The organism is Mesorhizobium sp. M6A.T.Cr.TU.017.01.1.1, assembly GCF_004023115.1.
GTDB classification, from domain to species: domain Bacteria; phylum Pseudomonadota; class Alphaproteobacteria; order Rhizobiales; family Rhizobiaceae; genus Mesorhizobium; species Mesorhizobium mediterraneum.
Genome location: NZ_RZTA01000003.1, coordinates 1 through 24,550, shown reverse-complemented (window position 1 = coordinate 24,550; position 24,550 = coordinate 1). Strand labels below are relative to the sequence as shown.

The following is a 24,550-nucleotide window of genomic DNA, read 5'->3' as shown; positions in this document are numbered from 1 at the left end:
CCCTTTGGATGCACAAAGGACGCTGATTTGGCGCATGTCGTTTCCGGTCTTGGGACCATGCGCTGGACGGTCAAAGGAGACGTACATGTCGATTCACTTCACTGTCTCGGGCCTGACCAGAAATCTGTTTCATTCGCTTGGACTGGATCATGAGCGCGCGCCGAGACCTCTCAGTCCTGAGCAAAGTCTTTTGCTGGAATGCTATCTGTCCGGCCAGATTCCGGAATCGGCCTGGAGCGACTACGTCTTCGAAACGCCGGAATTGGCGCGCCATGTCAATGCGAGGCGTGGGCAGCACTAGAGCATGTCGCCCAAAAGTGCGCAGCGGTTTTGGGATAACGACATGCATAAAAACAAAGGCTTAAAGCGCGGCGATTGAATCCGTTTCAACGCGACGCGCTTTAACATCTCGTACCGGAATTCGGCCCGATCGCTTTGGGATGGCGCCACCGGACTACGCGTGGCTGAATGCGCCCGCCCGGGCCTTTGCTCGGGGTGACGCCCGATTACTGTTTGGGCGAGCTGAATTGCAGGGTGAAGACGTTGCCTGCAATCCCTTGGGCGAGCGCCGGCGAAAAACTCAGCGGCAAGCAGTCTTCCACGGCGGCGATCGCGGCATCGACAAAGGATTGCCGTGCCTTCGCGTCGCCGGTCACGTTGATGGCAGCCGGCCTGGGCGGGCCGATCAGCGTGCCATTGCGCTTGAAGCTGAAGCTCAACGTGACGGTTGAATTCCCGGCATCTGCCGGCGGGGTCCAGCACGCCTGGATCGCAGCCCCGACATCGTCCATGGTGTTGAGCGATGCGGCATTCGATTGACAGGTGGCGCCTGCCAATATCGCGCCCGCAATCACGCAAAGCCCTGCAGCGCGTTTCATTGCAAGTCCTCGTCCTTCCGCCTTGCCCGCACAGCGATATGGTACGGACAATGGCGACGATGACAATATGTTTTGCAAGGGCTTGATGCCCGGCAATCGCGAAGTCAGGCCGCAGTTTCCCCGGCGAAATGGCCCTTGAGAGCAAAAAGGCCGGCACATGGCCGACCTTTCCTTTTCACCTCGCCCGCGCCAGTACATCCGTGGTCACGAATTGGGGGTGAATTGCCGATCAGTAGATAGGGCTTTGGTTAACAAATCCTTAGCTGGCGGGGCTGCTCACCGACGTGTCCTGGCCAACCTTGATCGGCGTTCTCGTGATGAATGCGGAAAGTCGTTTTTAAAACCAGCACAGACTATTAATCGTTGTGCACCAACATGTTGGCGCGTGAGACATATCGAAGTAACTATCGTATTCTGGAAGTCGATTTATGGCCGTGCTTGGCGCCCTCCCTCCCGACGTTCTCTGTCGACCAATTCGCGAAGCTGATTGGGAAGGGGTGGTCGACTGCCTGTGCCGGGGCTTTCCGAAGCGCGACCGGAATTACTGGATACAGGCGCTGACCCGTTTGTCGCAGCGGCCTGCCGTCGCCGAGTTCCCACAATACGGCTTGGCTTTGGAGAAGGCTGGTCGGATCGTTGGCGTTGTGCTGACCCTATATACCCGTTATCGCGGGCAGGAAGGCGACGAAGTCCGCTGCAACCTTTCAAGCTGGTCCGTCGACGCGGAATCCCGTCCCTATGGCGCCAAATTGGTTACGACGATTCTCAAGCAAAGGGACGTGACCTACACGAATATTTCGCCGGCGCCCGCGACATTAAAGGCTAACTGGGCGCTCGGCTTTCGCCCCTTTTCCACCGGACAATTCGCCTTCTTGCCGGCTTTGAATTCAGTGCCGCGGTCATATCGCGTGCTCGAGGCTCGTCCCGATCTTGCGGAAATGGCGATGCTGCCCGACAGTGAGAGATACATACTCTCGGAACACTCCGCGCTGGGCTGCATGTCATTGATTTGCATTTGCGACGGCGTGGCGTTTCCTTTCGTATTGATGCCGCGCCGAATATTGCGCGGTCTTGTCCCGTGCTATCAGGTCATCTATTGCCGCTCCCTCGCGGATTTGAGCCGGTGCGCCGGCGCTGTGGGGCGCTTTCTCTTGCGAAGCGGCATCCTGCTTTGCGTCGTCGACGCCAAGGAGCCGATTGCAGGTCTGCACGGGCGGTACCGCCACAACAGGGGGCTGAAATATTTCAAGGGCCCCAAACCACCCTCGCTTGGAGATCTGACGTTCACCGAGCTTGTGATATTCGGTCCCTGAACGACAAGCGCAACAACCTGTTGGGCTCTGGCGATGCCGAAAGTGAACCCCCGCCTTGGGCGGGGGTTCCATTTTTGAAGCTACGATCTGCTACTGAACAGGGGCGGTCTGAGCTGGCGGGGTTGCGGGTGCCGGCGTCATCGTGTCGGCTGGAGGTGGCGGCAATTGGCCAGCGGTCGTCGCCTGCGTTCCTCCTGATTGAGTTTGGTCACACGCCGCCAGGGCAGCAAGCGCCAAACCGAACGCGGCGAATAAAGGTAGTTTGCGGGTCATGTACAAGTCCCTTCCATGGACGCCACCCGCGCGGCCCCATCATCGGGACCCATGCCCCCAGGTCAACCGTCGCCTCTTCGTCGACGCTTCAAACATTCTTACGCCCAGTAAAAGGCAGGGCTTTCGACCTCTGTTTAGGTCGGCTTAGGAAGCAACCGTTAGAGCGAAAGCCTCACGCCTCGGCCTGTGACTTCACATAGGCGATATAGCCACGCACGTCGCCGGCCGGCTCCGCATAGGCCTTGCCGAGCTTCTTCTCGATCGCCGCCATATATTCCTTCGCCCATTGGGGCAGCGCGTAGTCGATGACGGCGAGGAATTCGAGCGTCGCCGCTAGGCGGATGTCGGCGATCGACGGGTTCTTGCCGCCGATGAACGGCTTGCCGTTCCTGAAGAAGGAGTGAAAGACCTCCAGCGGCTCGGCGATCGCGGCCGCCGCGGCCTTCTGGGCCTCCGATTTCCTGTCGGGGTGGGCGTCGCTGTGGCCGACCTCGCCGGCATATTGCGGGAAGTTCAGCGCAGGATAGGTGGCGCGCGCCACATAGGGGTAGAGCGTGCCGATCAGGTAGAACATGGCGCTGTCGATCATTGCCCGCTTGGCCGGCGCCTTGGGATATAGTTTCTCCAGCCCATGCTTGTTGGCGAGATACTGCATGATGGCGCAGCTCTCCCACAACACGCCTCTCGGCAAGCCCTTGTCCTCGATCATCGGCGTCAGATGGGCTGGGTTTCGCGCCATGTATTCAGGCGAGCGCGTGTGGCCCCATACGTCGGTCTCGGAATGATCTAGCCCCGCCGCGCGTGCAAACACCCGAACGCTCATGTTGTTGACGCTCGGCTTCAGCATGCTAAGCGTCAGTCCGGGCCTCTTCGCTGATTTCGCTACGGCCTTCCGCGTGGGCTTCGCGGATGCTTTTGCTGCGGGCTTCACGGCGGCTTTCGCTGCCGGCTTGGCGGAAGCTTTCGACGCCTTGGCTGCAGGTTTTGTCGCTGCCTTGGCAGCTGGTTTCGGAGCGGCCTTGGCAGCCGGCTTCTTCGCACTCTTCGTTGTCGTCTTTGCCATTATGGTCCTCCCTCGGGGTTGCTGTCGTCAGTATGGATTTTTCGGTGTCCGGTCGTCCGACAAAGTCGCGCGGGAGCGCTCGACAAGCGCCTGGATCGCGTCGGCAAGATGCACCTCGGCGATTGCGTAGTCGCCGCGCGCGACGCGGAGCTTGTGCGCCTGCATCAGCACGTCGGCACGGGTGAAGCCCGCCGGCGGCTCGAAACGGTAGGAGGCGAGCTCGATCAGCAGGCCGAGCGGATCCTCGAAGTAGATCGAATCCATAAAGCCGCGATCCTTGACGCCGCTGTGCTTGATGCCACGCTCATCGAGCCGGGCGACCGCCTGCAGGAAGGTGACGCGCGACACCGCAAAGGCGATGTGATGGACGCAGCCCGGATCGGTCGGCGTGCGCCGTTTCTCCGGCGTGCGGCTCTCATCGGTGAAGATGGTGATCAGCCGGCCGTCGCCCGGATCGAAATAGAGGTGGCTTTCGCTGGCCTTGTCGAGGTTGGGCTGCTCGAAGATGAAAGGCATGCCAAGCACGCCTTCCCAGAAGTCGATGGAGGTCTGGCGCCCGGCGCCGACCAGGGTGATGTGATGGACACCCTGCGATTGCAGTTTCTGCATTGGCCCTCTCCCTAGATCTTCTCGTTCCCGACGAGCGTCGATCTATTCGCTGCGCGACAGATTCGTCCCGGCGGCGTTCTGCGCACCGTCCTGGACCCTTGGCCCTTCGGTTACATGAAGCGATGCTAATTCAATTGAGGGCGCCGCACCAGAAGCGACGGCTCCGGCTTTGACCGACGGCGATACCCGTGTACGCAAATTTGAAATCCTTGGTACGCCCAAGGGGAATCGAACCCCTGTTCCCGCCGTGAGAGGGCGGTGTCCTGACCGCTAGACGATGGGCGCGTTCAAGAACCGGCGATATAGGCTGACGGCTGGGAAAAAGCAACTGGCCTTCGGACAGTCTCTAGTGCCGGGAAAATATCCGTTGCAGGCTTACCGTTTTGGCTGGATCAAGTCCCAGAGATTTCCGTGGAGATCGGCGAAAACCGCTACAGTGCCATAGGCCTCGTGTCGGGGCGCCTCACGGAATTCGACGCCCTTTTCGAGCATCAGCGCGTGGTCGCGGGCAAAGTCGTCGGTTTCGAGGAACAGAAAGACCCGGCCGCCGGTCTGGTTGCCGATGCAGCTTGCTTGCAAGTCGCCCGACGCTTCTGCCAGAAGCAGCCGCGCGCCGTGTCGGTCTGCCGGCGCCACCGTGACCCAGCGCTTGCCGCCGCCAAGATCAACGTCTTCGGTGAGTACAAAGCCCAGCTTGCCGACATACCAGGCGATCGCCTCGTCATAGTTTCTGACCACGAGTGCGACCGTGGCGACGCGGCGATTTTCGGCGAAACCAGTCATTTGTTGCGGATCGAAAAGCGACCGATGATGCGGCGCTCAGTAATGTCGTAGACAAAAATGGCGCGGCTGCCGTCGGCAAGCTCCGCATCGATGGAGATGCGATTGCCGGAGAGCGACTGGCTGATGACCTTGGCGCCGACCGGCAGCACGATGTCGCCGGTCAGCGGCTCGCCTGATGGCACCTGGATGTCGCCGGCCAGTGGCGGGCTAGCCGGCGGCGCGGTGCGCGTTTTGTAGACAAGGGCTGCGATCACCACCATAAGGGCAAGGAACAGCAGGCCGAGATTAATGGCGACGAAGCGGACGAGCTTCTTGCGCACCTTTTCGACTTCGGGGTCGAGCGGCTTTTCCTCGTCTTCATCGGCAGCGGCCATGGCAAACATTCCGGAACTTTTTTTTCGATGAGCGCTCATAACGAAGAGGCCCCCATATTGATAGAGGATGGATTGATGGAGGGCGGATCGCCAAACGGGGGATCGCCAGACGGGGGATCGATCATGCTGGAAGCGGGTCCCGATGCGGCCGGCCAGCGCCTCGACCAATGGCTGGCGGGCAAGCTCGGTCCGGACATGTCGCGCAGCCGGGTGCAGATGCTGATCAGGCAGGGCGCCGTCAAGGTCGGCGGCCAGCCGGTCACCGAGACCAAGCGCAAGATGGCGGCCGGTGACCGCGTGTCGGTCGACATGCCGGAGCCGGAGCCGGCGGAGCCGCAAGGCGAGAACATCCCGCTCGACGTCCTCTATGAAGACAATGAATTGATCGTCATCAACAAGCCGTCGGGGCTGGTCGTCCATCCCGGCGCCGGCAACTGGACCGGCACGCTGGTCAACGCGCTGATCCACCATTGCGGCGACAGTCTTTCCGGCATCGGCGGTGTGCGGCGGCCGGGCATCGTCCACCGCCTGGACAAGGAGACCAGCGGCGTCATGGTCGTCGCCAAGACCGACCGCGCCCACAAGTCATTGTCGGAGGCCTTTGCCGACCATGGCCTGACCGGCGATCTCAAACGCGCCTATTTGGCTTTGGTCTGGGGCATACCGATGAGACCGACAGGCACGGTCGACGAGCCGCTTGGCCGCGCCGCCGACCGCGTGCGCCGTGCCGTGGTGCCCGAGGGCCGCGACGATGCCCGCCACGCCGTCACCCATTTCACCGTGATCGAGCGCTTTGGCGAGCAGCAAAAGGAATTTGCCACGGCAAGCCTGGTCGAATGCCGGCTCGAGACCGGCCGCACCCATCAGATCCGCGTCCACATGGCTCATATCGGCCATCCGGTCGTCGGCGATCCCGATTATGGCCAGGCGTTTCGCACCAAGGCGAACCGGCTGCCCGAGCCGCTGAAAGGCCGGGTGAAGGCATTTCCGCGACAGGCATTGCATGCCCGCCTCCTTGAATTTCGGCATCCGACTACCCATCTAACGATGAGGTTCGAGGCGCCGGTACCGAGGGATATGGAGGAACTCGTCGACGGTTTTCGCAAACTCTGAACCGCCTTCCATCCACTCAAAACCTGATTGGCAAAACCTGACAGTCGTTGTTCACTTTGGCGTGACACACTGTTTCGTGTTGAACCAATGCTGTCCTTTCTGGTTTTGTTCCTATATACATCCGCTGTCGCGACGAGCCTTTTGGCGTTCGCGACATATGCCCGCCGCGTTTCGGGGGCACCACTCCAAGAGAGAGGGGGCGCTATCATGGCCCAGTCATTACCCAGTATCGTTTCCGGCGAAGGCGGCCTCAGCCGCTACCTGGAAGAAATCCGTCGCTTTCCGATGCTTCAGCCGCAGGAAGAGTACATGCTCGCCAAGCGTTACGCTGAGCATGAGGACACCACGGCTGCGCACAAGCTCGTCACCAGCCACCTTCGGCTCGTCGCCAAGATCGCCATGGGCTATCGCGGCTACGGCCTGCCGATCGGCGAGGTGATCTCGGAAGGCAATGTCGGCCTGATGCAGGCTGTCAAGAAATTCGAACCGGAGCGTGGCTTCCGGCTTGCCACCTACGCCATGTGGTGGATCAAGGCCTCGATCCAGGAATACATCCTGCGCTCGTGGAGCTTGGTCAAGATGGGCACGACCGCCAACCAGAAGCGCCTGTTCTTCAACCTGCGCAAGGTGAAGGGCAAGATCCAGGCGCTCGACGACGGCGATTTGAAGCCCGATCAGATCACCGAGATCGCCACCCGCCTCAACGTGTCCGAAGCGGAGGTGGTGTCGATGAACCGCCGCCTTTCGGGCGATGCCTCGCTCAACGCACCGATCCGGGCGAGCGAAGGTGAATCGGGTGAATGGCAGGACTGGCTGGTCGACGACCACGAAAGCCAGGAAGAGGCGCTGATCGAGCAGGACGAGCTGGAAAACCGGCGCGGCATGCTGTCCGGCGCTCTTGCCGTGCTCAACGAGCGCGAGCGGCGCATCTTCGAGGCGCGCCGCCTGGCCGAGGAGCCGCTGACGCTGGAAGAGCTGTCGGCCGAGTTCGACATCAGCCGCGAGCGCGTGCGCCAGATCGAGGTGCGCGCCTTCGAGAAGGTGCAGGACGCGGTCAAGGCCGCGGCCAAGCGCCAGATGCAGGCCCTGCGCACCATCGAGGCGCAGCCGGCGGCGTAAGGCTTCCGACGAAACAAATAACGGCGGCGTCAGGCAACTGGCGCCGCCGTTTTTTATGGGTCCTCCGACTGCCGGGAGAGCTGTACCTTGGTGCCATATTCTAGCTAGGGTTGGTTATTGCCCGCCCATGCGACGCGCTACCGCTCCACCAAAGATGCCGGCGGTTTCGGCCTCGCCATCGCGTTCGCAAACGATCTTATTCATAGCGGCATTATAGCAATTTTCCCCAAGCCCCGGAAACCGCAACGCTGCAAATTGTGGCGGCAATGTTCCGGCGCCTTACGAGCTTCCGTCGCGAAATTCCACGAAGCGGCACTTGCGGCAGGCGGGCGCGACAATGGGGCGCCGACCTCGTCTATTTGGAGATGACGATGACGATTTCTCAGTTTCTCACCGCTCTCGAATCCGAAGGTCCCCCAGCCGACCGAGCGAAAGAGATGGACCTGTATGGATGGCTAATTGGAAGCTGGGAAATGGACACGGTCCACTACCTCGACGACGGCACAATCCAGAAATGGAATGGAGAATGCCATTTTGGCTGGGTGCTCGAAGGCCGCGCGATTCAGGACGTTTGGATCAGGCCCAAGCGCCCTGCGCCGTCCACGATGTTTGGCACGACTTTGCGCATCTTCGATCCTGGGATCGATGGCTGGCACATCATATGGAACGACCCGCTCAACCGAGATCACTCGCGCCAGATCGGGCGGGCCGAGGGTAAGGACATTGTCCAGCTCGGCAATGACTCGCGCGGTCTGAAAACTCGATGGCGTTTCACTGAGATCACTACCAACAGCTTCCATTGGATCGGCGAGGAAAGATCTTCCGAGAGCGACCCTTGGCAAATCACGTATGAACATTTAGCCCGCAGAACAAAACCCTGAAGCTAGACTAGCTGGCGTCTGCGACCCATCTCATCACAAGCAATCGAGCGGAAATTTCAAATACCGGCGGCCGTTGGATTCCGGTTCCGGCAAGCGTCCACCATTCATGTTGACCTGCAGCGCGTGCAGGATCAGCCTGGGCATGGGCAGCGTCCTGTCGCGCGCCTCGCGCAACGCCACGAAATCGGCCTCGGTCCTGCAGGCGGCAATATGGGTGTTCTTGGATTTCTGTTCCGCGACAGTGCTCTCCCACAAGGGTTCGCGCCCCTCCGCCTGGTAGTCATGGCCGACGAACAGGCGTGTCTCGTCCGGTAGCGCGAGGATATCCTGGATCGAGCGCCAGAGCCGGGCGGCACTGCCGCCGGGAAAGTCCGCTCTCGCCGTGCCGCTGTCCGGCATGAACAGCGTATCGTGGATGAAAGCGGCGTCGCCGATCACATAGGTGATCGATGCCAGCGTGTGGCCCGGCGAAAAAAGCACCTTTGCCGGAATGCCGCCGACCGAAAAGGTCTCGCCATCCGCAAACAGCCTGTTCCACTGGGATCCGTCGGCAGGAAAATCCGGCCAGTTGTAGATCACCTTCCACAATTTCTGGACGTCGATGATCTTCTCGCCAATCGCCGTCGGCGCTCCGGTCTTCGCGCTGAGATAGTGCGCCGCCGAGAAATGGTCGGCATGCGGGTGGGTGTCGAGGATCCATTCGACGACCAGCCGTTGATCTCTAATGAAGTCGAGCAGGGCGTCGGCATTCTTCGTCGCCGTGGCGCCGGACTTCTCGTCGAAATCCAGGACCGGATCGATGATTGCGCATCGTCGCGTCTGCGGGTCGGCGACGACATACTGGATGGACCCGCTCGGCTTGTCGTAAAAGCCTGCCACCTGCAGCTTGGCCGATGTCGCGTCCAATCCCGGCTCCCTCAACTCCTACCCGGCAGGAATGGTTTTCCCTGCCGGGGCAAAAGAAGAGCATGGTCATTCGCCAGCGCCACGCCGTCAAGCACCGCATGCTCGTGCAGACGAGAAAACCGAAAAATCTCCTGTGCCGCCTCTGCCCTGCTCAGGCAGCGGGCTGCTTGGTCTTCCGGAGATACGGCAGTATCGTCTCATAGGCGCCGAAACGCTTGATCGCATCCTCGTTGGAAACGGCGGCGGTGATGATGACGTCCTCGCCCTGCTTCCAGTTCGCCGGCGTCGCCACCTGGTGCTTGGCGGTCAGCTGCATGGAATCGATGGCGCGCAGGATCTCATCGAAGTTGCGGCCGGTGGTCATCGGGTAGGTGAGCACCAGCTTGATCTTCTTGTCGGGGCCGATGACATAGACCGAGCGCACCGTGGCATTGTCGGCGGGCGTGCGCCCTTCCGAGGTTTCGCCGGCACCGGCCGGCAGCATCTCGTAAAGCTTGGCGACCTTGAGATCCCTGTCGCCGATCAGCGGGTAGTTCACCGAATGGCCGGTCGCCGTCTTGATGTCGTCCTGCCATTTGGCGTGGTTTTCGACCGGATCGACGGAAATGCCGATGATCTTGACGTTGCGCTTCTTGAACTCGCCTTCCAGCCCGGCCATCGTGCCGAGCTCGGTCGTGCAGACCGGCGTGAAATTCTTCGGATGGCTGAAGAGCACCGCCCAGCCGTCACCGATCCATTCGTGGAAGCTGATCGTCCCTTGCGTGGTTTCGGCCGTGAAATCCGGCGCGATATCGTTGATACGAAGGCTCATGACGTGTCCCTACCCTGTGATTGCAGATTTGCAGATCGCAGCCGGCACCCACCGGCGCTGCTCTGCCCTTCTACCACTCCGGTGTCATCCTTCAAACGCCTGTTGCCACCGGCATTGAGGCCGGCGGCGAAAAATTTTCATTGCTTCTCGGCAAATGCAGCAGGAATTTCCGCTGCGCTGGCTCAGGCCTTGTTCACCGCCAGCGTCGTCGCCAGATCTTCCATGCGCTGGGCGAGCGCGCCAAGCGCATTCGTCAGCACGGAATCGTTCTTATCGGCCTTGGTCAGCGCGTCGTCACGCGTCTTGCGCAGCGTCAGCACTTCGCTTTCCATGCCCTTGACGCGTTTTTGCAGTTCCGAAAGCTCGTCCATGACCATGATGCCGGCCATCACGGTCAGCCGCTGGTCGCCGATCTCGCCGAAAGAATCCTTCAGATGCGAGACATAGCGGTCGAAGCGCTCGGCGAGGTCGATCAGATGCTCTTCCTGGCCCTCGTCGCAAGCCATGCGATACTGCTTGCCGTCTATGGAAACCGTGACTTGTGCCATTGGGCCAGCCCCTATCTATCCAACACGGCGCGGATGGTTTCCATGGCGGTCACCAGCCGACGCGACACTTCCTTGTTGGCGTCTTCCAGTCGTTCGGCGCGCGCTTCGGAATTGTCGAGTTCCTGCGCCAGCCGCGAGCGGTCGGCGTTCATCCGCTGCACCTCCGCCTCGGCTTCCGTATAGTCGCGCTCGTGCTCGAGCTTGGCCGCGACGGCATTTTCCAACCCCTCGATGGCCTTACCCAGCCTCGCGATGACTTCCTTGAGTGTCGTTTCCCCGGTCATGGCTTTCGTCCTGCGCCCTGCCCATCACCGAATCATCCACGTTCAGAACGCGTTATATCTGAAACATTACGCGCCGTGTGAAGCCGACGTCAATAAAGGTCTCGCGACTGTCCCCTGCTAACGCTAATGTAGGGCCTCCAAGACCCTTCTGGCGCCATCACAAGACCGGCAAAAGCGCGCCGGTTTATTGACTAAAAAGCCGCGCCTGCTATGTGTCGCGCACCCCTTTCCAGGGCTCTCCCAAGGCCCCAAACCCCCACACTGGAGGAAGCATGACCTCGCGTGAACAACATGACCGGATGGCCAATGCAATCCGTTTTCTTTCCATGGACGCTGTCGAGAAGGCCCAATCCGGCCATCCTGGCCTGCCCATGGGCTGCGCCGACATTGCCACGGTGCTGTTCACGCGTTTCCTGAAATTCGACGCCAAGGCTCCACACTGGGCCGACCGCGACCGTTTCATCCTGTCGGCCGGTCATGGATCGATGCTGCTCTATTCACTGCTCTACCTGACCGGCTACGAGGACATCACCCTCGACCAGATCAAGCATTTCCGCCAGTTGGGATCGAGGACGGCAGGCCATCCCGAATACGGCCATGCCGCCGGCATCGAGACGACGACCGGCCCGCTCGGCCAGGGGCTTGCCAATTCGGTCGGCTTCGCACTCGGCGAGCGCATCATGAATGCCGCCTTCGGCAATGACCTTGTCGACCATTACACCTATGTGCTGGCCGGCGACGGCTGCCTGATGGAAGGCGTTTCGCAGGAGGCCATCGCGCTTGCCGGACATCTCAAGCTGAACAAGCTGATCGTCTTTTGGGACAACAACAACATCTCGATCGATGGCCCGGTGTCGCTGGCCGACAACACCGATCAGGTCGCCCGCTTCCAGGCGTCCGGCTGGAACGCCAGCCACATCGACGGCCAGGATCCGGAAGCGATCGCCTATGCCATCGAGGCGGCCCGCCATTCCGACAAGCCGACGATGATCGCCTGCAAGACCACGATCGGCTTCGGCGCGCCGACCAAGGCCGGCACCAACAAGGCGCACGGTTCGCCGCTCGGCGCTGATGAAATCGCCGGGGCGAGAAAGTTCTTCGGCTGGCATTCGGCACCTTTCGATGTCCCTGCCGATATCCTCGATGCCTGGCGCGACGCCGGCAAGACGGGTGTCAAGGCACGCACCGACTGGGAAGGCCGCCTCGCCAAGGCCGATGCCAATTTGCGCAGCGAATTCGAGCGCCGCATCAGTGGCAAGCTGCCGGCGAATTTCGACGCCGTCATCACCGACTACAAGAGGAAGCTCGCCACGGACAAGCCAAAGGTCGCCACCCGCAAATCGTCGGAAATGGCGCTCGAGATCATCAACGGCGCGGTGCCGGAAACGATCGGCGGCTCGGCCGACCTGACTGGCTCCAACAACACCAAGACCAGCCAGACCAAGAACATCACATCAGACGATTACGGCCAGCGCTACGTCCACTACGGCATTCGCGAGCACGGCATGGCGGCCGCGCTCAACGGACTGACGCTGCATGGCGGCCTCATCGCCTATGGCGGCACCTTCATGTGCTTTTCCGACTACGCCCGTCCGGCGATGCGGCTTGCGTCGCTGATGGGCATCCGCTCGATCTTCGTCATGACCCATGATTCCATCGGTCTCGGCGAAGACGGTCCGACCCATCAACCGGTCGAGCATTTGGCCGCACTGCGCGCCATTCCGAACCACAATGTCTTCCGCCCGGCCGACGCGGTTGAGACCGCCGAATGCTGGCAATTGGCCATTGAGCAGGAAAAGACGCCTTCAACGTTGGCGCTGACCCGGCAGAACCTGCCGACGGTGCGCAACGACTTCGTTGCGGAAAACCTCAGCCGCCAGGGCGCCTATGAGCTGGCCGCCGCCAATGGCGATGCGGCGGTGACGATCTTCTCTTCGGGCTCCGAGGTCGAAATCGCGCTGGCGGCGCGCGAGGCGCTGGAAAAGCACGGCCATCCGACCCGCGTCGTCTCGGTCCCCTGCTTCGAATTGTTCGACAAGCAGAGCGCCGACTATCGCAAGAAGACGATCGGCAACGCGCCGATCAAGATCGCCATCGAAGCCGGCATCCGCCAGGGCTGGGATCATTTCATCGGCACCGACGGCATCTTCATCGGCATGACCGGCTTCGGCGCCTCTGGCACGATCGAACAGCTCTATCCGCATTTCGGCATCACCGCCGAAGCGACGGTGAAGGCGGCGGAAGCCCGCCTGCACGGCGAATAAAGCTTGGCGCCCGCGAAAACGCGCGTAGCGGTTTTGCGGGCAGCCTCAGTTTGGTGGACTTAAATCCAACCCATCGACGGCTGGATTCTTTGGCAGCCCGCCGTTATGAAGCTGCGGACTTGATCTTCGGCCTCCAACTCCCAGGGAGAAAAAAATGACCGTCAGAGTTGCCATCAACGGATTCGGCCGCATCGGCCGCAACATCCTGCGCGCCATCCACGAATCCGGCCGCAAGGACATCGATGTGGTCGCCGTCAACGACCTCGGCCCGGTCGAGACCAATGCGCATCTGCTGCGCTTCGACAGCGTGCACGGCCGCTTCCCGCATGAAGTGACGGTTGACGGAGACCAGATCACCGTCGGCACGGAGAAGTTCAAGGTCACCGCGATCAAGGATCCGACGCAGCTGCCGTGGAAGGAGCTCGGCATCGACATCGCGCTCGAATGCACCGGCATCTTCACCGCCCGCGACAAGGCAGCGGCGCATTTGACCGCCGGCGCCAAGCGGGTCCTCGTCTCGGCACCTGCGGAGGGCGCCGACCTCACCGTCGTCTATGGCATCAACCATGACAAGCTGACCAAGGACCACATCGTCATCTCGAACGCCTCCTGCACCACCAACTGCCTGGCGCCGCTGGCAGCGGTGCTGCATGAGGCCGTCGGCATCGAGAAGGGCATGATGACGACGATCCACTCCTACACCGGCGACCAGCCGACGCTGGACACCATGCATAAGGATCTCTACCGCGCCCGCGCCGCGGCCCTGTCGCAGATCCCGACCTCGACCGGTGCGGCCAAGGCGATCGGCCTCGTGCTGCCCGACCTCAAGGGCAAGCTCGACGGCATCTCCATCCGCGTGCCAACCCCGAACGTCTCGGTCGTCGATTTCAAGTTCATCGCCAAGCGGCCAACGACCGTGCAGGAGATCAACGAGGCGGTGATCGCCGCCTCCAAGGGCAAGCTGAAGGGCATTCTCGCCGTCACCCATCATCCGAACGTGTCGATCGACTTCAACCACGATCCGCATTCCTCGATCATGGCGCTCGACCAGACCAAGGTCATGGACGGCAACTTCGTTTCGGTGCTGTCTTGGTATGACAATGAATGGGGTTTTTCCAACCGCATGGCCGACACCGCCGTTGCATTCGGCAAGACCATCGCCTGATCACAGGACCCTCTTCTCGCGACTTGGAAACGCCCGGCTCTGTCCGGGCGTTTTTCATTGGAGCGCCGTGTGCGTTCTTGTGTCGGCAGATCGCACGTCTTGGAGATTGGCCTGACGGCCATCGCGCTTCGTCATCCTGGGGTGGAGCAAGGAGCGAATCGACGCGGCGCAGACCCCAGGATCCATGCCGTGCCGTTGGAGCGTTGCGGCCGTGCAGAATTCTGTTCCGCCGCATTCCGGCTGATGTCACGGCATGGGTCCCAGGGTCTGCGCGACGCCGCTTCGCGGCTGCTCCGCCCTGGGATGGCGAAGTTGGAGCGGCATAGGGCAAAAAACCACCCTCCCGCCTTGCACCGGTCATGTCTTCGCCTCACTCTCCCGTAAAGCGAGAGGTACACGAAATTGAGGGGGCGGTTTTCGGATGGAGCATGCGATCTATCTCGTAACGCTGGTTGGCACCGCACTTGTCGTTGCAGCCGCGTTTTCGAGCCTGATCGCCTTCCGCTTCGGCGCTCCTCTCTTGCTGTTGTTCCTCTGCATCGGCTTGGCCACGGGCACCGACGGCCTCGGCATCCAGTTCGACAATGCGCGGCTGGCTTATTTTGCCGGCTCACTGGCGCTGGCGGTGATCCTGTTCGATTCTGGTTTCGGCACGCCGCTCAATGTCTTGCGGCAGGCGGCCGGACCGGCGCTGTCGCTGGCAACGATCGGCGTCCTTGTGACCACTGGCCTGTTCGGCGTCGTCGCCTACTACCTGCTCGATCTCAGCTGGCTGGAATCCTTCCTGCTCGGTGCCGCAGTTGCCTCGACCGACGCAGCAGCGGTGTTCTTCCTGTTGCGCGCCGGCGAGATCAATTTGCGCGAGCGCGTGCGTTCCACGCTCGAGGTGGAATCCGGCACCAATGACCCGATCGCCATCTTCCTGACCATCACCCTGGTCGAAATCATCGCCGTCAACGCCAATCTCGAGGCCGGGGTGCTGGCTACCGACCTCGTCCTCGGTTTCCTTCTCAACATGGGGCTTGGCGCTATCGTCGGCATTTTCGGCGGCCTTGCCATCGTGCGCCTCGTCGACCGGCTCAATCTCGACCACGGGCTGCTGCCGATCTTCGTGCTGACACTGTCGCTGATGGTGTTCGCCGCCGCGGGCGCCATTGGCGGCTCCGGCTTTCTGGCGGTCTATCTCGCCGGCCTCATTGCCGGCAATTCCGACATCCGCGCCGTCACCATCCTCAAGCGCTTCCAGGACGGCATGTCGTGGCTGGCACAGATCATCATGTTCCTGATCCTCGGCCTGTTCGCGACGCCGTCGCAATTTCCGGCGATCCTGCTGCCGGCGGTGCTGCTAGGCCTGTTCCTGATCTTCGTGGCGCGGCCAATCGCCGTCTGGCTTTGCCTGATGCCGTTCCGTCTGCCGCGCCCGGAAGTCGCCTTCATCTCATGGGTGGGCCTGCGTGGCGCGGTGTCGATCCTGCTCGCCATCACGCCGCTGCTTGGCGGCCTTGAGAACGGCCGCCTCATCTTCAACACCGCCTTCATCGTCGTGCTGGTGTCGCTGGTCATCCAGGGATGGACTGTCGGACCGCTGGCGCGCCGCCTCGGCCTGATCGTGCCGGCCCGCCTGGGGCCACTGGACAAGGTCGAGCTCGAATTGCCCGGCTCCGCCCATCACGAGCTTCTCGCCTATCGCGTAGCACCTGGCAGCCCAGTGGCGCGCGGTGAGCGCATTCCGCGCTGGGCGCGGCCGTCGCTGGTGCTGCGCGACGGGCGCTCGATGCGCTTCCAGGACATGGGCAGGCTCGCCGCCGGCGACCATGTCTACATCTTCGTGCCGGATCGCTATCCAGCCCTGCTCGACAAGCTGTTCGCCAGCCGCGCCGTGGTCGATCCCGAGGATGCGGACTTCTTCGGCGCCTTCGCCGTCGATCCGGCGCGCTCCGCCGCGGAACTGGAAGCGGCCTACACGCCGGGCCTGACCGAGGAGGAACGCAAGCTGACCGTCGGCGACCTGGTGACGGAGCGGCTCGGCGGCCATGCCGAATATGCCGACCGCGTGCTGATTGGTCCGATCGAGCTGATCGTCCGCGACGTCGACGACAAAGGCAAGATCACCGGCCTTGGTCTTTCCCTCGAGCCGACCGCGCCGGTGGCACGGGTGCCGGTGTTCCTGAGTGCCGGCGAAATCGGCGACCGTATCGTTGCCTTTGCGCGCAATTGGCGCAAGCGGGTCAAAAAGCAGAGTGGCGAGGCGCTGACGGACGCGGAACCGGCTCCACAGCCGGTGGTGGAAAAGGCAACCGACGAGGGCTGACGGCTCCCGACACGGGCTGTGGTCATTTTCCGCGTAGCACCATTGCAGGTCTTGCATCGTCGTTGTTGCGGGTTAAGGTCCCGGCGATTTTTCGCGAAAGGGAACAGCATGGCCAGCTTCAAGACACTGGACGACATCGGCAATATCGATGGTAAGCGCGTGCTGGTGCGCGTCGACCTCAACGTTCCCGTCGCCGACGGTAAGGTCACCGACGCCACCCGTATCGAGCGCATCGCGCCAACCATCGCCGAGCTTTCCGGCAAGGGCGCTAAGGTCATCCTGCTTGCCCATTTCGGCCGGCCAAAGGACGGACCGTCGCCTGAATTCTCGCTTGAGCCTATCGCCACGGCGACCGCGGAGGTGTTCGGCCGCCCTGTCGGCTTCGCATCCGACTGCATCGGCGACAAGGCCGCGAGCGCCGTCGCCGCCATGGGCAACGGCGACGTGCTGCTGCTCGAAAACACCCGCTTCTACAAGGCCGAGGAGAAGAACGACCCGGCCTTCACCGAAAAACTCGCCGCCAATGGCGACATCTTCGTCAACGACGCCTTTTCGGCCGCCCACCGCGCCCATTCGTCGACGGAAGGGCTTGCGCACCTGCTGCCGGCTTTCGCCGGCCGCACCATGCAGGCTGAGCTCGACGCGCTGGAAAAGGGCCTCGGCAATCCCGTCCGCCCTGTCGTTGCCATCGTCGGCGGCGCCAAGGTCTCGAGCAAGATCGACCTGCTGATGAATCTGGTGAAGAAGGTCGACGCGCTGGTCATCGGCGGCGGCATGGCCAACACCTTTCTCGCCGCGCGCGGCACTGACGTCGGAAAATCGCTGTGCGAGCACGACCTCGCCAACACCGCCAAGCAGATCATGATCGAGGCGGCCGAAGCCGGCTGCGCCATCATCCTGCCGGTCGACGGTGTCGTCGCCAAGGAATTCAAGGCGGGAGCCGTCAGCGAAACCGTCGCAATATCAGAGGTGCCGGCCGACGGCATGATCCTCGATGTCGGCGAAAAAACCGTGAAGACCATTGCCGACTGGATCGATCGCGCCGCGACGCTGGTCTGGAACGGTCCGCTTGGCGCCTTCGAGATCGAGCCGTTCGACCACGCGACGGTGGCGGCAGCCAAGCACGCCGCGGCCCGCACCAAGGCCGGCAAATTGATCTCGGTGGCCGGCGGCGGCGACACGGTGGCCGCACTCAACCACGCCGGCGTCGCCGACGACTTCACCTACGTCTCGACCGCCGGCGGCGCCTTCCTGGAGTGGATGGAAGGCAAGCCGCTGCCCGGCGTCGATGTGCTGAAGCGCTGAGGCGAGAAAGCGAACGGGGCGTTTGCGCGTTTCAATCGATTCGAGCTTTCCGCTTGGAATGGTTCGACTTGAACCTGCCTTGCTCTAGTGGTCTGCTAGGCGGGAACAACGTTTCAGGGAGAAGCACAATGAGCGAACGTCTCGAGGACATTGCCGCCGCGATGGTGGCCGGCGGCAAGGGTCTTTTGGCCGCCGACGAAAGCTCCGGCACCATCAAGAAGCGCTTCGACGTGATAGGCGTCGAATCGACCGCCGACAGCCGCCGCGACTATCGCGAGATGATGTTCCGCGCCTCCGACGCGATGACCAGATACATTTCCGGCGTCATCCTCTATGACGAGACCATCCACCAGAAGGCCGCCGACGGCACGCCGCTGGTCGACATCATCAAGGCAACAGGCGCCATCCCAGGCATCAAGGTCGATGCCGGCGCCAAGCCTCTGGCCGGCTACCCCGGCGACACGATCACCGAAGGCCTCGACGGCCTGCGCGAGCGGCTCGCCGACTATTACAAACTTGGCGCCCGTTTCGCCAAATGGCGTGCAGTGATCGACATCGACGCCGCGAAAGGCGTGCCTTCCGCCACGTCGATCGGCTCGAACGCGCATGCGCTCGCCCGCTATGCGGCGCTTTGCCAGGAGGCCGGCATCGTGCCGATCGTCGAGCCGGAGGTGCTCATGGACGGCGCCCATGACATCGGCACCTGCTACGAGATCAGCAAGGCAACGCTGACGAAGCTCTACACCGAGCTCTACGCGGCCCGCGTCGTCCTCGAAGGCACCATCCTGAAGCCGAACATGGTTCTCGCCGGCAAGAAGTCGGGCAAGGTGAGCAGCCCTGAGGAAGTCGCCGAAAAGACCATAAAACTGTTCCGCGAAACGGTGCCGGCCGCAATTGGGGGCATCGCCTTTCTCTCCGGCGGACAATCGGACGAGGAGGCGACCGCCAACCTCAATGCCATCAATGCCATCGGCCCGCATCCGTGGAAATTGACCTTCTCCTATGGCCGCGCCTTGCAGGCGGCGCCACAGAAGGCGTGGAGCGGCAAGGCGGCCAACGTCGCCGCTGCCCAGGCCGCCTTCGCCCACCGCGCCCACATGAACCATCTGGCCGCGCTTGGAAAATGGCAGCCGGAACTGGAACAGGCCGCCTGACCGGTTTTTTCTGCCTTCATCCGGACCCGGGTCATGTGCCCGGGTTCCATGTGCTCTGAAATCGCTCCAAGAATGCGAGGACCGTGTCGGCTTGCGTTGAGCCCAAACGTCCTTGGGTCTCAAAGAGGAGCAGACCCATGCCAAACAACAAGATCGTTTCACGGGAAGACTGGTTCCAGGCGCACAAGGCGCATCTGGCCCGCGAGAAGGAATTGACGCGATTTCGCGACCGCATCGCTGCCGAACGGCGGGAATTGCCTTGGTTGAAGGTCCGGAAGGACTATGTCTTCGAGACCGAACAGGGCCCGAAGAAACTGGCCGAATTATTCGCCGGCGCAAGCCAGCTGATCGTCTACCACTTCATGTTCGGGCCGGGCGCCGATTACCGTTGCGAAGGTTGTTCCTTCCTTGCCGACCACATCGACGGCGCCAACCAGCACCTCAAGCACCACGATGTGTCGCTTGTCGTGATCTCGCGGGCGCCGTTGGCTGAATTTCTGCCCTACAAACAGCGCATGGGCTGGAAATTCGACTGGGTGTCGTCCTACGCCTCGGATTTCAACTTCGACATGCAGGTTTCCTTCACCGACAAGCAGATCGCATCAGGCGACACGACCTACAATTTCGAGCAGCGCGCGCGCAAATCAAAAGACCTTCCCGGCGTCAGCGTGTTCTACAGGGATGACAACGGTGACATCTTCCTGACCTTCATGTCGCGCTCCAGGGGCGGCGATCCGCTGATCGGCGCTTATCATTATCTCGACCTGACGCCGAAGGGCCGCAACGAGACCGGCCCCTACCACAGCCTGATGGACTGGGTGCGGCTGCACGATGAATATGCAGACCGGCCCGAGATGCCGGACGCCTGTTGCCATTGACGACGGGCCGTCGACGCAAGGTCTTTCGCCTTTAGCCCGATATGCGCTAAGTGCTGCTCGCTATGCCCTTTAACGGACTTGCCCATTAACGGTTTGCGATGCAGCGCTTTCTTGCCCTCCTCACCTGGCTCGCCTTTCCGGTCTATGTCTGGCAGGGGCTCGGCGTGCGCCGCCGCACCACCCGCATGCCGCCGGCGCAGGGTCCGGTCATGCACGAGATATCAGGCCAGGCGCCGGCGGTCTCGCTTCTGATGCTTGGCGATTCTTCCGCCGCTTCGGTCGGCATCGGCAATTCCGAGTATGGGCTGGCCGCGCAACTGGCTGATCTGATCTCGAAACGCACTGGCCGTGCGGTGCGCTGGCGGGCAGCCGGCTTCAACTCGGCGACCTCAGGCCAGATCCGCGACCATGTGCTGCCCAATCTGTCGGCCGATCCTTGGACGCATATCGTGCTCGCCATCGGCACCAATGACACCAAGAACTTCCACTCGGTGCCGCGTTTCAAGAGCGATTTTGGCGGCCTGCTCTACGCGCTGCGCGCCAAATGGCCGGAGGCGCGCGTGGTGTGGTCGCCGGTGCTCGAATTCACCCGGGCACCGGCAATGCCGCCGCTGCTCGGAAAGATCCTGGAAATCCGCGCCGCCGAGATGAACCGGATGGGCGAGCGCCTTTGCCTCGAACGCGGCGCGGTGCCGGCGCCGCGCCTGCCGATCACCGATGCCGAAGCCGGCTTTGCGTCCGACGGATTTCATGCCTCGGAAGCCGGCTACCGGGCCTGGGCGGAACATCTCGTCGGCTTGGTGCTCGCCAACGAACCACGCGTCGCGTAGCGGGCCGCCGGCCCTAATGCATGTCGCGCAAAAGTGTGCAGCGGTTTTGCGATAACGACATGCATAAAACAACAACCTAAAGCGCGTCGCGTGAGGTCGGTCGAACGCGACGCGCTTTAGGTCCAATGCCCCAGCGCCGCTGTGATCGAAATCGCCGCCATCGCCAGCACCGCTAGTTTCCAGAAATCGCTGCGCCGCTTCAGCCCCGGCCAGCCGAGCGGCTTGATCAGCTGGATGACCATCATGGCGACGATGACGAGCGCGAGGAGTTTCGACATGCCGCCTTTGACCAGCATCACAAGCGGCTGTCAAAGCGCTCCTTTCGCTCGCTCGCGATAGAGTTGCTATGCCAGCGGCTTGAGGCCGGCCTCGATCGCAGCCCGGTTCGGTTCGAGGAACGGCGGCAAGGCCAGCCTTTCGCCCAGCGTTTCCAGCGGCTCGTCGGCGGTGAACCCGGGGCCGTCGGTGGCAATCTCGAACAATATGCCGTTCGGCTCGCGGAAATAGAGCGAGCGGAAGTAGTATCGTTCGACCTCACCGCTTGACGGCAGACGGAACTCGGCCAGCCGCGCCGTCCATTGATGCAAGGTCTCCTGGTCGGGCGCCCTGAACGCGACGTGGTGGACCGCCCCGGCGCCTTGACGTGCCGGCGCAAGACCCGGCTGCACCGCGACATGAAGTTCCGCCGCCGGCCCGCCTGCTCCCATTTCGAAGACATGAACCAGACCCTCGCCATCCGGCGACGCATAATCACGCGCCTTGCGCATGTTCATCACCCTGGTCAGCACCGCCTCGGTGTTGGTGATGTCGGGAACGCTGATGACGATAGGCCCGAGCCCGCGTATCTGGTGCTCGACCGGGACTGGGCTTTGAGACCAGGGATGGCTATCGGCCTTGCCGCCATCTGTGACGAGGCGCAGGCGCTGGCCTTCTGGGTCTTCGAAATCCAGCGACGGATAGCCGCCGATGTCGCCGATCTCTCCCGTCGCGACGGCCTCGCCGGCCAGGCGATCCTTCCACCAGGCAAGGCTTTCGGGGCTGGCGACCCTCAGGCTCGTCCGCACGATGCTGCTGGTGCCGCGCCGTTCGCGTCCGACCGGCCAGTCGAAGAAGGTGATGTCAGTGCCAGGCGTCGCCTCTGCATCGGCATAGAAGAGGTGATAGGCTGACGTGTCGTCCTGATTGACCGTCTTCTTGACCAGCCGCAGCCCCAAAGTGCCGGTGTAGAAACGAAGGTTTCCCGGCGCATTGGCCGTGATTGCGGTCAGATGGTGAATTCCTGTCAGTTGCAGGCTCATGGTCATCTCCCTGATCTCCGAGGAATTTTCTCCCTCAATATCAGAACGCCGGCCCTATCGCTGCTGCGAATTCCAACCGTCCGTCGTTGAAAGCTAAACGACTCAACCCCGGCAGAGCGACAAAAAAGCCTGCTTCTCTCGTGCAGGCGGGATCGGAACCGGCAAAACCTGGCACGCTCGCCAAAGACCGCTCAGCCTCCTGACAGACTGCTGTCAGGAGGGGTGTGCGATAGTGTCTCCATCGAAAGAGAGGAGACCAGCCATGAACGGTTTTACCATTCTGCACAGCGTGCAGCGCTATGTCGGCAAGATCCGGACGATGCGCAACGAGATCCGCACCCGGCGTTTCATGAATGGCTTGCCGCAGAGCATCCGCAAGGACATCGGTTGGCCGGATAATTACGAAGGCCGCCACGGCCGCGGGTGATTTTTCGCGGCAGCGGCTGGATGCGGACGCCAAGGCGCCCAGATATAGATCCGGCGGGCCGAAGGACGGAGCAGGAAATGTCCGAACAGAAAACCATCGGCGTCGTTTTCATCGATCGCTTCGCCGACTGGGAATACGGCCTGCTGGCGGCTTCGGCGGTCGAATGGTTCGGCGCACGCGCGGTGTCGCTGACGCCGAACGGCAAGCCGGTGACCTCGGCCAGCGGATTTATGCTGACGCCCGATCGCTCCACCGAGGTTGATGAAAACACCGATCTCGACGCCGTCGCGGTCATCGGCTCCGACCTATGGGTCGATGCACCGCCTGATATCTCCGGACTGCTGACGGCAATTGCGGCACGCGGCGGCGTGATCGGCGGCATCTGCGCCGGCACATTGGCGTTGGCGCGTGCCGGCCTGTTCGACAAGGCCAAACACACCAGCAATGGTCGTGACTGGATCAATGAAAAGGAACCGGCTTACCCCGGCGCCCAGAACTATCAGGACGTGCCCTATGCCGTCGCCGACGGCCGCATCGTGTCCGCGCCGGGTTCGGCTCCCGGCACCTTCGCTCTTGCCTATTTGAAGACGCTCTATCCCCAGAGAACAAGCGACCTCGCGCAGATGCGCACGCTGTTCGCCAGGGAGTATGCCGAAGGGGAACATGCTGAAGTCTCCTGACAGTATGGTGTCAGGAGCGGCGTGCAATAGTGCGACAGTATCAGGAGACTGACATGGCCTTCATCCCTGCAAAAGCCTCGGCATGGTTCGAGATCCCCGTCACCGACATGGATCGGGCGCGCGCCTTTTATGGATCGGTGCTTCAGAACGATCTCGCTCTGGAGGAGAGCGGCCCGAACCCACTGGCCATGTTCGCCACGCAGGACCGAATGGCATCCGGTCACGTCTACCCCGGAAAACCCGCGGCACCGGGAACCGGCCCGACCATCCATCTGTCGGTTGCCGCACCGATCGAAGATGCCATGGAACGGGTGAGGCAGAACGGCGGCCAGGTCGTCTCGCCGGCGATCTCCATTCCGGCCGGCACATTCGCCTATTGCCTCGACCCGGACGGCAACAGCTTTGGGCTCTTCGTCTAGGTGCCGCATGGCAAAAAGCTGGAACGACAGGCTGAACGCACCGGGCATCAACGGTATCAAGCCGACGCCGCGCACTGTTGGCGACGTCGTCGAGGGCCAGCCGATGCTGGTGCCGACGGCACGGCAGGTCGATGATTTCATCCGCTCCATCCCCAAGGGCGTGGACATGGACGTCCGTGCATTGCGCACCGCGCTCGCCATCGAGCACGGTGCCGAAGTGACATGTCCGGTCACTATCGGCTATCATCTGCGCACTGTCGCCGAGGCCGCCAACGAGGATTTGGAGCGCGGCATGCCGCTGAGTGACATCGCGCCGTTCTGGCGGGTGCTGGATGCAAAGACGCCGACAACAGGGAAATTGTCCTTCGGCGCGGCATTCGTCGCCGCGCAGCGCAAGCGCGAAGGGCTCGAACCATAATGCATGTCGCCCAAAAGTGGGAACCGGTTTTGGGACCACGACATGCATAGAAACAACACCGAGGGACCATACGATGCGCCGCGCCGACAGGCTCTTCCAGATCGTGCAGCATCTGCGCGGTGGCCGTCTGGTCACCGCCCAGAAGCTGGGCACGTGGCTCGAGGTTTCCGAGCGGACCATCTACCGCGACATCGCCGACCTGCAATCGACTGGTGTGCCGATCGACGGCGAGGCCGGCGTCGGCTACATGATGAGGGAGGGTTTCGACCTTCCGCCGCTGATGTTCACGCGTGATGAGATCGTCGCGCTGGTCGCCGGCGCCCGCATGGTGCGCGCGTTTGGCGGCGCTGCCATGGCGCGGGCCGCCGACGAGGCGCTGGTCAAGATCGGCGCCGTGCTGCCCGACGCCGAGAAGGACCGCATCGCCCGCACCGAGATCCACACGC

28 protein-coding genes and 1 tRNA gene are annotated in these 24,550 nt (G+C 62.2%); 17 read left to right on the top strand and 12 right to left on the bottom strand.

The window, feature by feature from the left end; genetic code table 11:
• The first annotated feature begins 85 nt into the window (after positions 1-85).
• Positions 86-301: a hypothetical protein gene (locus tag EOB36_RS01500; protein ID WP_095487192.1), complete on the top strand. Its 216-nt coding sequence runs from the start codon at positions 86-88 to the stop codon at positions 299-301.
• A 205-nt stretch (positions 302-506) separates the two neighbouring features.
• Here EOB36_RS01500 and EOB36_RS01495 read toward each other — a convergent pair whose 3' ends face one another.
• Complete coding sequence (locus EOB36_RS01495) at positions 507-878, bottom strand: hypothetical protein (protein ID WP_095487194.1); 372 nt, start codon at positions 876-878, stop codon at positions 507-509.
• A gap of 428 nt (positions 879-1,306) precedes the next feature.
• Here EOB36_RS01495 and EOB36_RS01490 point away from each other — a divergent pair, with 428 nt between their 5' ends.
• Positions 1,307-2,191: a hypothetical protein gene (locus tag EOB36_RS01490; RefSeq protein ID WP_245467553.1), complete on the top strand. Its 885-nt coding sequence runs from the start codon at positions 1,307-1,309 to the stop codon at positions 2,189-2,191.
• 445 nt (positions 2,192-2,636) lie between these two features.
• Here the strand turns inward: EOB36_RS01490 and EOB36_RS01485 are convergent, their stop codons facing one another.
• From EOB36_RS01485 to EOB36_RS01465, 5 genes are all read right to left on the bottom strand, one after another.
• Positions 2,637-3,527, bottom strand: a complete 891-nt coding sequence (locus EOB36_RS01485; protein ID WP_128284119.1) for a glutathione S-transferase family protein — start codon at positions 3,525-3,527, stop codon at positions 2,637-2,639.
• Positions 3,528-3,554: 27 nt separating this feature from the next.
• Positions 3,555-4,136: a VOC family protein gene (locus tag EOB36_RS01480; RefSeq protein WP_128284118.1), complete on the bottom strand. Its 582-nt coding sequence runs from the start codon at positions 4,134-4,136 to the stop codon at positions 3,555-3,557.
• A gap of 210 nt (positions 4,137-4,346) precedes the next feature.
• Positions 4,347-4,421 (bottom strand) — tRNA-Glu (locus EOB36_RS01475).
• Between the two features lie 90 nt (positions 4,422-4,511).
• A complete protein-coding gene (locus EOB36_RS01470) occupies positions 4,512-4,919 on the bottom strand; it encodes a VOC family protein (protein WP_127204281.1) in 408 nt (135 codons plus the stop codon).
• On the bottom strand, positions 4,916-5,293 hold the full coding sequence (locus EOB36_RS01465) for a fimbrial protein (protein ID WP_127204282.1): 378 nt from the start codon (positions 5,291-5,293) through the stop codon (positions 4,916-4,918). The genes EOB36_RS01470 and EOB36_RS01465 overlap by 4 nt, the downstream gene beginning before the upstream one ends.
• Before the next feature lie 27 nt (positions 5,294-5,320).
• Between EOB36_RS01465 and EOB36_RS01460 the strand changes: the two genes are divergently transcribed.
• From EOB36_RS01460 to EOB36_RS01450, 3 genes are all read left to right on the top strand, one after another.
• Complete coding sequence (locus EOB36_RS01460) at positions 5,321-6,406, top strand: RluA family pseudouridine synthase (protein WP_128284117.1); 1,086 nt, start codon at positions 5,321-5,323, stop codon at positions 6,404-6,406.
• A 207-nt stretch (positions 6,407-6,613) separates the two neighbouring features.
• Positions 6,614-7,525: an RNA polymerase sigma factor RpoH gene (gene rpoH, locus EOB36_RS01455; RefSeq protein ID WP_029348727.1), complete on the top strand. Its 912-nt coding sequence runs from the start codon at positions 6,614-6,616 to the stop codon at positions 7,523-7,525.
• Between the two features lie 371 nt (positions 7,526-7,896).
• The gene (locus EOB36_RS01450; protein WP_127204284.1) at positions 7,897-8,406 is read left to right on the top strand and encodes a hypothetical protein; all 510 of its coding nucleotides are present in this window, start codon (positions 7,897-7,899) and stop codon (positions 8,404-8,406) included.
• A gap of 33 nt (positions 8,407-8,439) precedes the next feature.
• On the opposite strand, the gene EOB36_RS01445 is transcribed toward EOB36_RS01450, so the two are convergent.
• From EOB36_RS01445 to EOB36_RS01430, 4 genes are all read right to left on the bottom strand, one after another.
• Positions 8,440-9,312: an MBL fold metallo-hydrolase gene (locus EOB36_RS01445; protein WP_128284116.1), complete on the bottom strand. Its 873-nt coding sequence runs from the start codon at positions 9,310-9,312 to the stop codon at positions 8,440-8,442.
• 151 nt (positions 9,313-9,463) lie between these two features.
• Positions 9,464-10,123, bottom strand: coding sequence for a peroxiredoxin (locus EOB36_RS01440; protein ID WP_095487241.1), 660 nt, complete (start codon positions 10,121-10,123; stop codon positions 9,464-9,466).
• Between the two features lie 182 nt (positions 10,124-10,305).
• Positions 10,306-10,671 carry a cell division protein ZapA gene (locus EOB36_RS01435; RefSeq protein ID WP_095487243.1) on the bottom strand — a complete coding sequence of 122 codons (366 nt, stop codon included), beginning with the start codon at positions 10,669-10,671 and terminating at the stop codon, positions 10,306-10,308.
• Positions 10,672-10,682: 11 nt separating this feature from the next.
• Positions 10,683-10,955, bottom strand: coding sequence for a DUF4164 domain-containing protein (locus EOB36_RS01430; RefSeq protein WP_023797069.1), 273 nt, complete (start codon positions 10,953-10,955; stop codon positions 10,683-10,685).
• Between the two features lie 272 nt (positions 10,956-11,227).
• On the opposite strand from EOB36_RS01430, the gene tkt reads away from it, so the two are divergent.
• From tkt to EOB36_RS01395, 7 genes are all read left to right on the top strand, one after another.
• The gene (gene tkt / locus EOB36_RS01425) at positions 11,228-13,219 is read left to right on the top strand and encodes a transketolase (RefSeq protein WP_128284115.1); all 1,992 of its coding nucleotides are present in this window, start codon (positions 11,228-11,230) and stop codon (positions 13,217-13,219) included.
• A 154-nt stretch (positions 13,220-13,373) separates the two neighbouring features.
• Positions 13,374-14,384 (top strand): type I glyceraldehyde-3-phosphate dehydrogenase, encoded by a 1,011-nt coding sequence (gene gap, locus EOB36_RS01420; protein ID WP_128284114.1) that lies wholly within the window; start codon positions 13,374-13,376, stop codon positions 14,382-14,384.
• 421 nt (positions 14,385-14,805) lie between these two features.
• Positions 14,806-16,695 (top strand): potassium/proton antiporter, encoded by a 1,890-nt coding sequence (locus EOB36_RS01415; protein WP_126104596.1) that lies wholly within the window; start codon positions 14,806-14,808, stop codon positions 16,693-16,695.
• Between the two features lie 108 nt (positions 16,696-16,803).
• Positions 16,804-18,000, top strand: coding sequence for a phosphoglycerate kinase (locus tag EOB36_RS01410; protein WP_128284113.1), 1,197 nt, complete (start codon positions 16,804-16,806; stop codon positions 17,998-18,000).
• Positions 18,001-18,128: 128 nt separating this feature from the next.
• A complete protein-coding gene (locus EOB36_RS01405; RefSeq protein ID WP_128243013.1) occupies positions 18,129-19,154 on the top strand; it encodes a class I fructose-bisphosphate aldolase in 1,026 nt (341 codons plus the stop codon).
• Positions 19,155-19,291: 137 nt separating this feature from the next.
• Positions 19,292-20,032: a thioredoxin family protein gene (locus tag EOB36_RS01400; RefSeq protein WP_127288423.1), complete on the top strand. Its 741-nt coding sequence runs from the start codon at positions 19,292-19,294 to the stop codon at positions 20,030-20,032.
• 98 nt (positions 20,033-20,130) lie between these two features.
• Positions 20,131-20,862: an SGNH/GDSL hydrolase family protein gene (locus EOB36_RS01395; RefSeq protein WP_128284112.1), complete on the top strand. Its 732-nt coding sequence runs from the start codon at positions 20,131-20,133 to the stop codon at positions 20,860-20,862.
• 116 nt (positions 20,863-20,978) lie between these two features.
• Here EOB36_RS01395 and EOB36_RS01390 read toward each other — a convergent pair whose 3' ends face one another.
• Together EOB36_RS01390 and EOB36_RS01385 are read right to left on the bottom strand one after the other, a co-directional pair.
• Positions 20,979-21,140 carry a hypothetical protein gene (locus tag EOB36_RS01390; protein ID WP_023797063.1) on the bottom strand — a complete coding sequence of 54 codons (162 nt, stop codon included), beginning with the start codon at positions 21,138-21,140 and terminating at the stop codon, positions 20,979-20,981.
• Between the two features lie 66 nt (positions 21,141-21,206).
• Complete coding sequence (locus EOB36_RS01385; RefSeq protein WP_128284111.1) at positions 21,207-22,160, bottom strand: ring-cleaving dioxygenase; 954 nt, start codon at positions 22,158-22,160, stop codon at positions 21,207-21,209.
• Positions 22,161-22,422: 262 nt separating this feature from the next.
• Here EOB36_RS01385 and EOB36_RS01380 point away from each other — a divergent pair, with 262 nt between their 5' ends.
• From EOB36_RS01380 to EOB36_RS01360, 5 genes are all read left to right on the top strand, one after another.
• Positions 22,423-22,587, top strand: coding sequence for a hypothetical protein (locus EOB36_RS01380; protein ID WP_126104591.1), 165 nt, complete (start codon positions 22,423-22,425; stop codon positions 22,585-22,587).
• Positions 22,588-22,664: 77 nt separating this feature from the next.
• Complete coding sequence (locus EOB36_RS01375) at positions 22,665-23,267, top strand: DJ-1/PfpI family protein (protein ID WP_126104590.1); 603 nt, start codon at positions 22,665-22,667, stop codon at positions 23,265-23,267.
• A 53-nt stretch (positions 23,268-23,320) separates the two neighbouring features.
• Positions 23,321-23,686, top strand: coding sequence for a VOC family protein (locus EOB36_RS01370; RefSeq protein ID WP_126104589.1), 366 nt, complete (start codon positions 23,321-23,323; stop codon positions 23,684-23,686).
• 7 nt (positions 23,687-23,693) lie between these two features.
• Positions 23,694-24,104: a hypothetical protein gene (locus EOB36_RS01365; RefSeq protein ID WP_095487265.1), complete on the top strand. Its 411-nt coding sequence runs from the start codon at positions 23,694-23,696 to the stop codon at positions 24,102-24,104.
• A 73-nt stretch (positions 24,105-24,177) separates the two neighbouring features.
• Positions 24,178-24,550: HTH domain-containing protein (locus EOB36_RS01360; RefSeq protein ID WP_127307964.1), on the top strand; the 373-nt coding region annotated here is incomplete at its 3' end.

Excerpts from the sequence above, each read along its gene's own strand:
- EOB36_RS01450 (WP_127204284.1), top strand. The coding sequence starts at position 7,897 with ATGACGATTTCTCAGTTTCTCACCGCTCTCGAATCCGAAGGTCCCCCA.
- EOB36_RS01365 (WP_095487265.1), top strand. The coding sequence starts at position 23,694 with ATGGCAAAAAGCTGGAACGACAGGCTGAACGCACCGGGCATCAACGGT.
- gap (WP_128284114.1), top strand. The coding sequence starts at position 13,374 with ATGACCGTCAGAGTTGCCATCAACGGATTCGGCCGCATCGGCCGCAAC.
- EOB36_RS01495 (WP_095487194.1), bottom strand. The coding sequence starts at position 878 with ATGAAACGCGCTGCAGGGCTTTGCGTGATTGCGGGCGCGATATTGGCA.
- EOB36_RS01500 (WP_095487192.1), top strand. The coding sequence starts at position 86 with ATGTCGATTCACTTCACTGTCTCGGGCCTGACCAGAAATCTGTTTCAT.
- EOB36_RS01400 (WP_127288423.1), top strand. The coding sequence starts at position 19,292 with ATGCCAAACAACAAGATCGTTTCACGGGAAGACTGGTTCCAGGCGCAC.
- EOB36_RS01480 (WP_128284118.1), bottom strand. The coding sequence starts at position 4,136 with ATGCAGAAACTGCAATCGCAGGGTGTCCATCACATCACCCTGGTCGGC.
- tkt (WP_128284115.1), top strand. The coding sequence starts at position 11,228 with ATGACCTCGCGTGAACAACATGACCGGATGGCCAATGCAATCCGTTTT.
- EOB36_RS01380 (WP_126104591.1), top strand. The coding sequence starts at position 22,423 with ATGAACGGTTTTACCATTCTGCACAGCGTGCAGCGCTATGTCGGCAAG.
- EOB36_RS01485 (WP_128284119.1), bottom strand. The coding sequence starts at position 3,527 with ATGGCAAAGACGACAACGAAGAGTGCGAAGAAGCCGGCTGCCAAGGCC.
- EOB36_RS01415 (WP_126104596.1), top strand. The coding sequence starts at position 14,806 with ATGGAGCATGCGATCTATCTCGTAACGCTGGTTGGCACCGCACTTGTC.
- EOB36_RS01385 (WP_128284111.1), bottom strand. The coding sequence starts at position 22,160 with ATGAGCCTGCAACTGACAGGAATTCACCATCTGACCGCAATCACGGCC.
- EOB36_RS01375 (WP_126104590.1), top strand. The coding sequence starts at position 22,665 with ATGTCCGAACAGAAAACCATCGGCGTCGTTTTCATCGATCGCTTCGCC.
- EOB36_RS01470 (WP_127204281.1), bottom strand. The coding sequence starts at position 4,919 with ATGACTGGTTTCGCCGAAAATCGCCGCGTCGCCACGGTCGCACTCGTG.
- EOB36_RS01490 (WP_245467553.1), top strand. The coding sequence starts at position 1,307 with ATGGCCGTGCTTGGCGCCCTCCCTCCCGACGTTCTCTGTCGACCAATT.
- EOB36_RS01395 (WP_128284112.1), top strand. The coding sequence starts at position 20,131 with ATGCAGCGCTTTCTTGCCCTCCTCACCTGGCTCGCCTTTCCGGTCTAT.
- EOB36_RS01435 (WP_095487243.1), bottom strand. The coding sequence starts at position 10,671 with ATGGCACAAGTCACGGTTTCCATAGACGGCAAGCAGTATCGCATGGCT.
- EOB36_RS01410 (WP_128284113.1), top strand. The coding sequence starts at position 16,804 with ATGGCCAGCTTCAAGACACTGGACGACATCGGCAATATCGATGGTAAG.
- EOB36_RS01430 (WP_023797069.1), bottom strand. The coding sequence starts at position 10,955 with ATGACCGGGGAAACGACACTCAAGGAAGTCATCGCGAGGCTGGGTAAG.
- EOB36_RS01405 (WP_128243013.1), top strand. The coding sequence starts at position 18,129 with ATGAGCGAACGTCTCGAGGACATTGCCGCCGCGATGGTGGCCGGCGGC.
- EOB36_RS01370 (WP_126104589.1), top strand. The coding sequence starts at position 23,321 with ATGGCCTTCATCCCTGCAAAAGCCTCGGCATGGTTCGAGATCCCCGTC.
- EOB36_RS01390 (WP_023797063.1), bottom strand. The coding sequence starts at position 21,140 with ATGTCGAAACTCCTCGCGCTCGTCATCGTCGCCATGATGGTCATCCAG.
- EOB36_RS01465 (WP_127204282.1), bottom strand. The coding sequence starts at position 5,293 with ATGGCCGCTGCCGATGAAGACGAGGAAAAGCCGCTCGACCCCGAAGTC.
- EOB36_RS01440 (WP_095487241.1), bottom strand. The coding sequence starts at position 10,123 with ATGAGCCTTCGTATCAACGATATCGCGCCGGATTTCACGGCCGAAACC.
- rpoH (WP_029348727.1), top strand. The coding sequence starts at position 6,614 with ATGGCCCAGTCATTACCCAGTATCGTTTCCGGCGAAGGCGGCCTCAGC.
- EOB36_RS01460 (WP_128284117.1), top strand. The coding sequence starts at position 5,321 with ATGAGCGCTCATAACGAAGAGGCCCCCATATTGATAGAGGATGGATTG.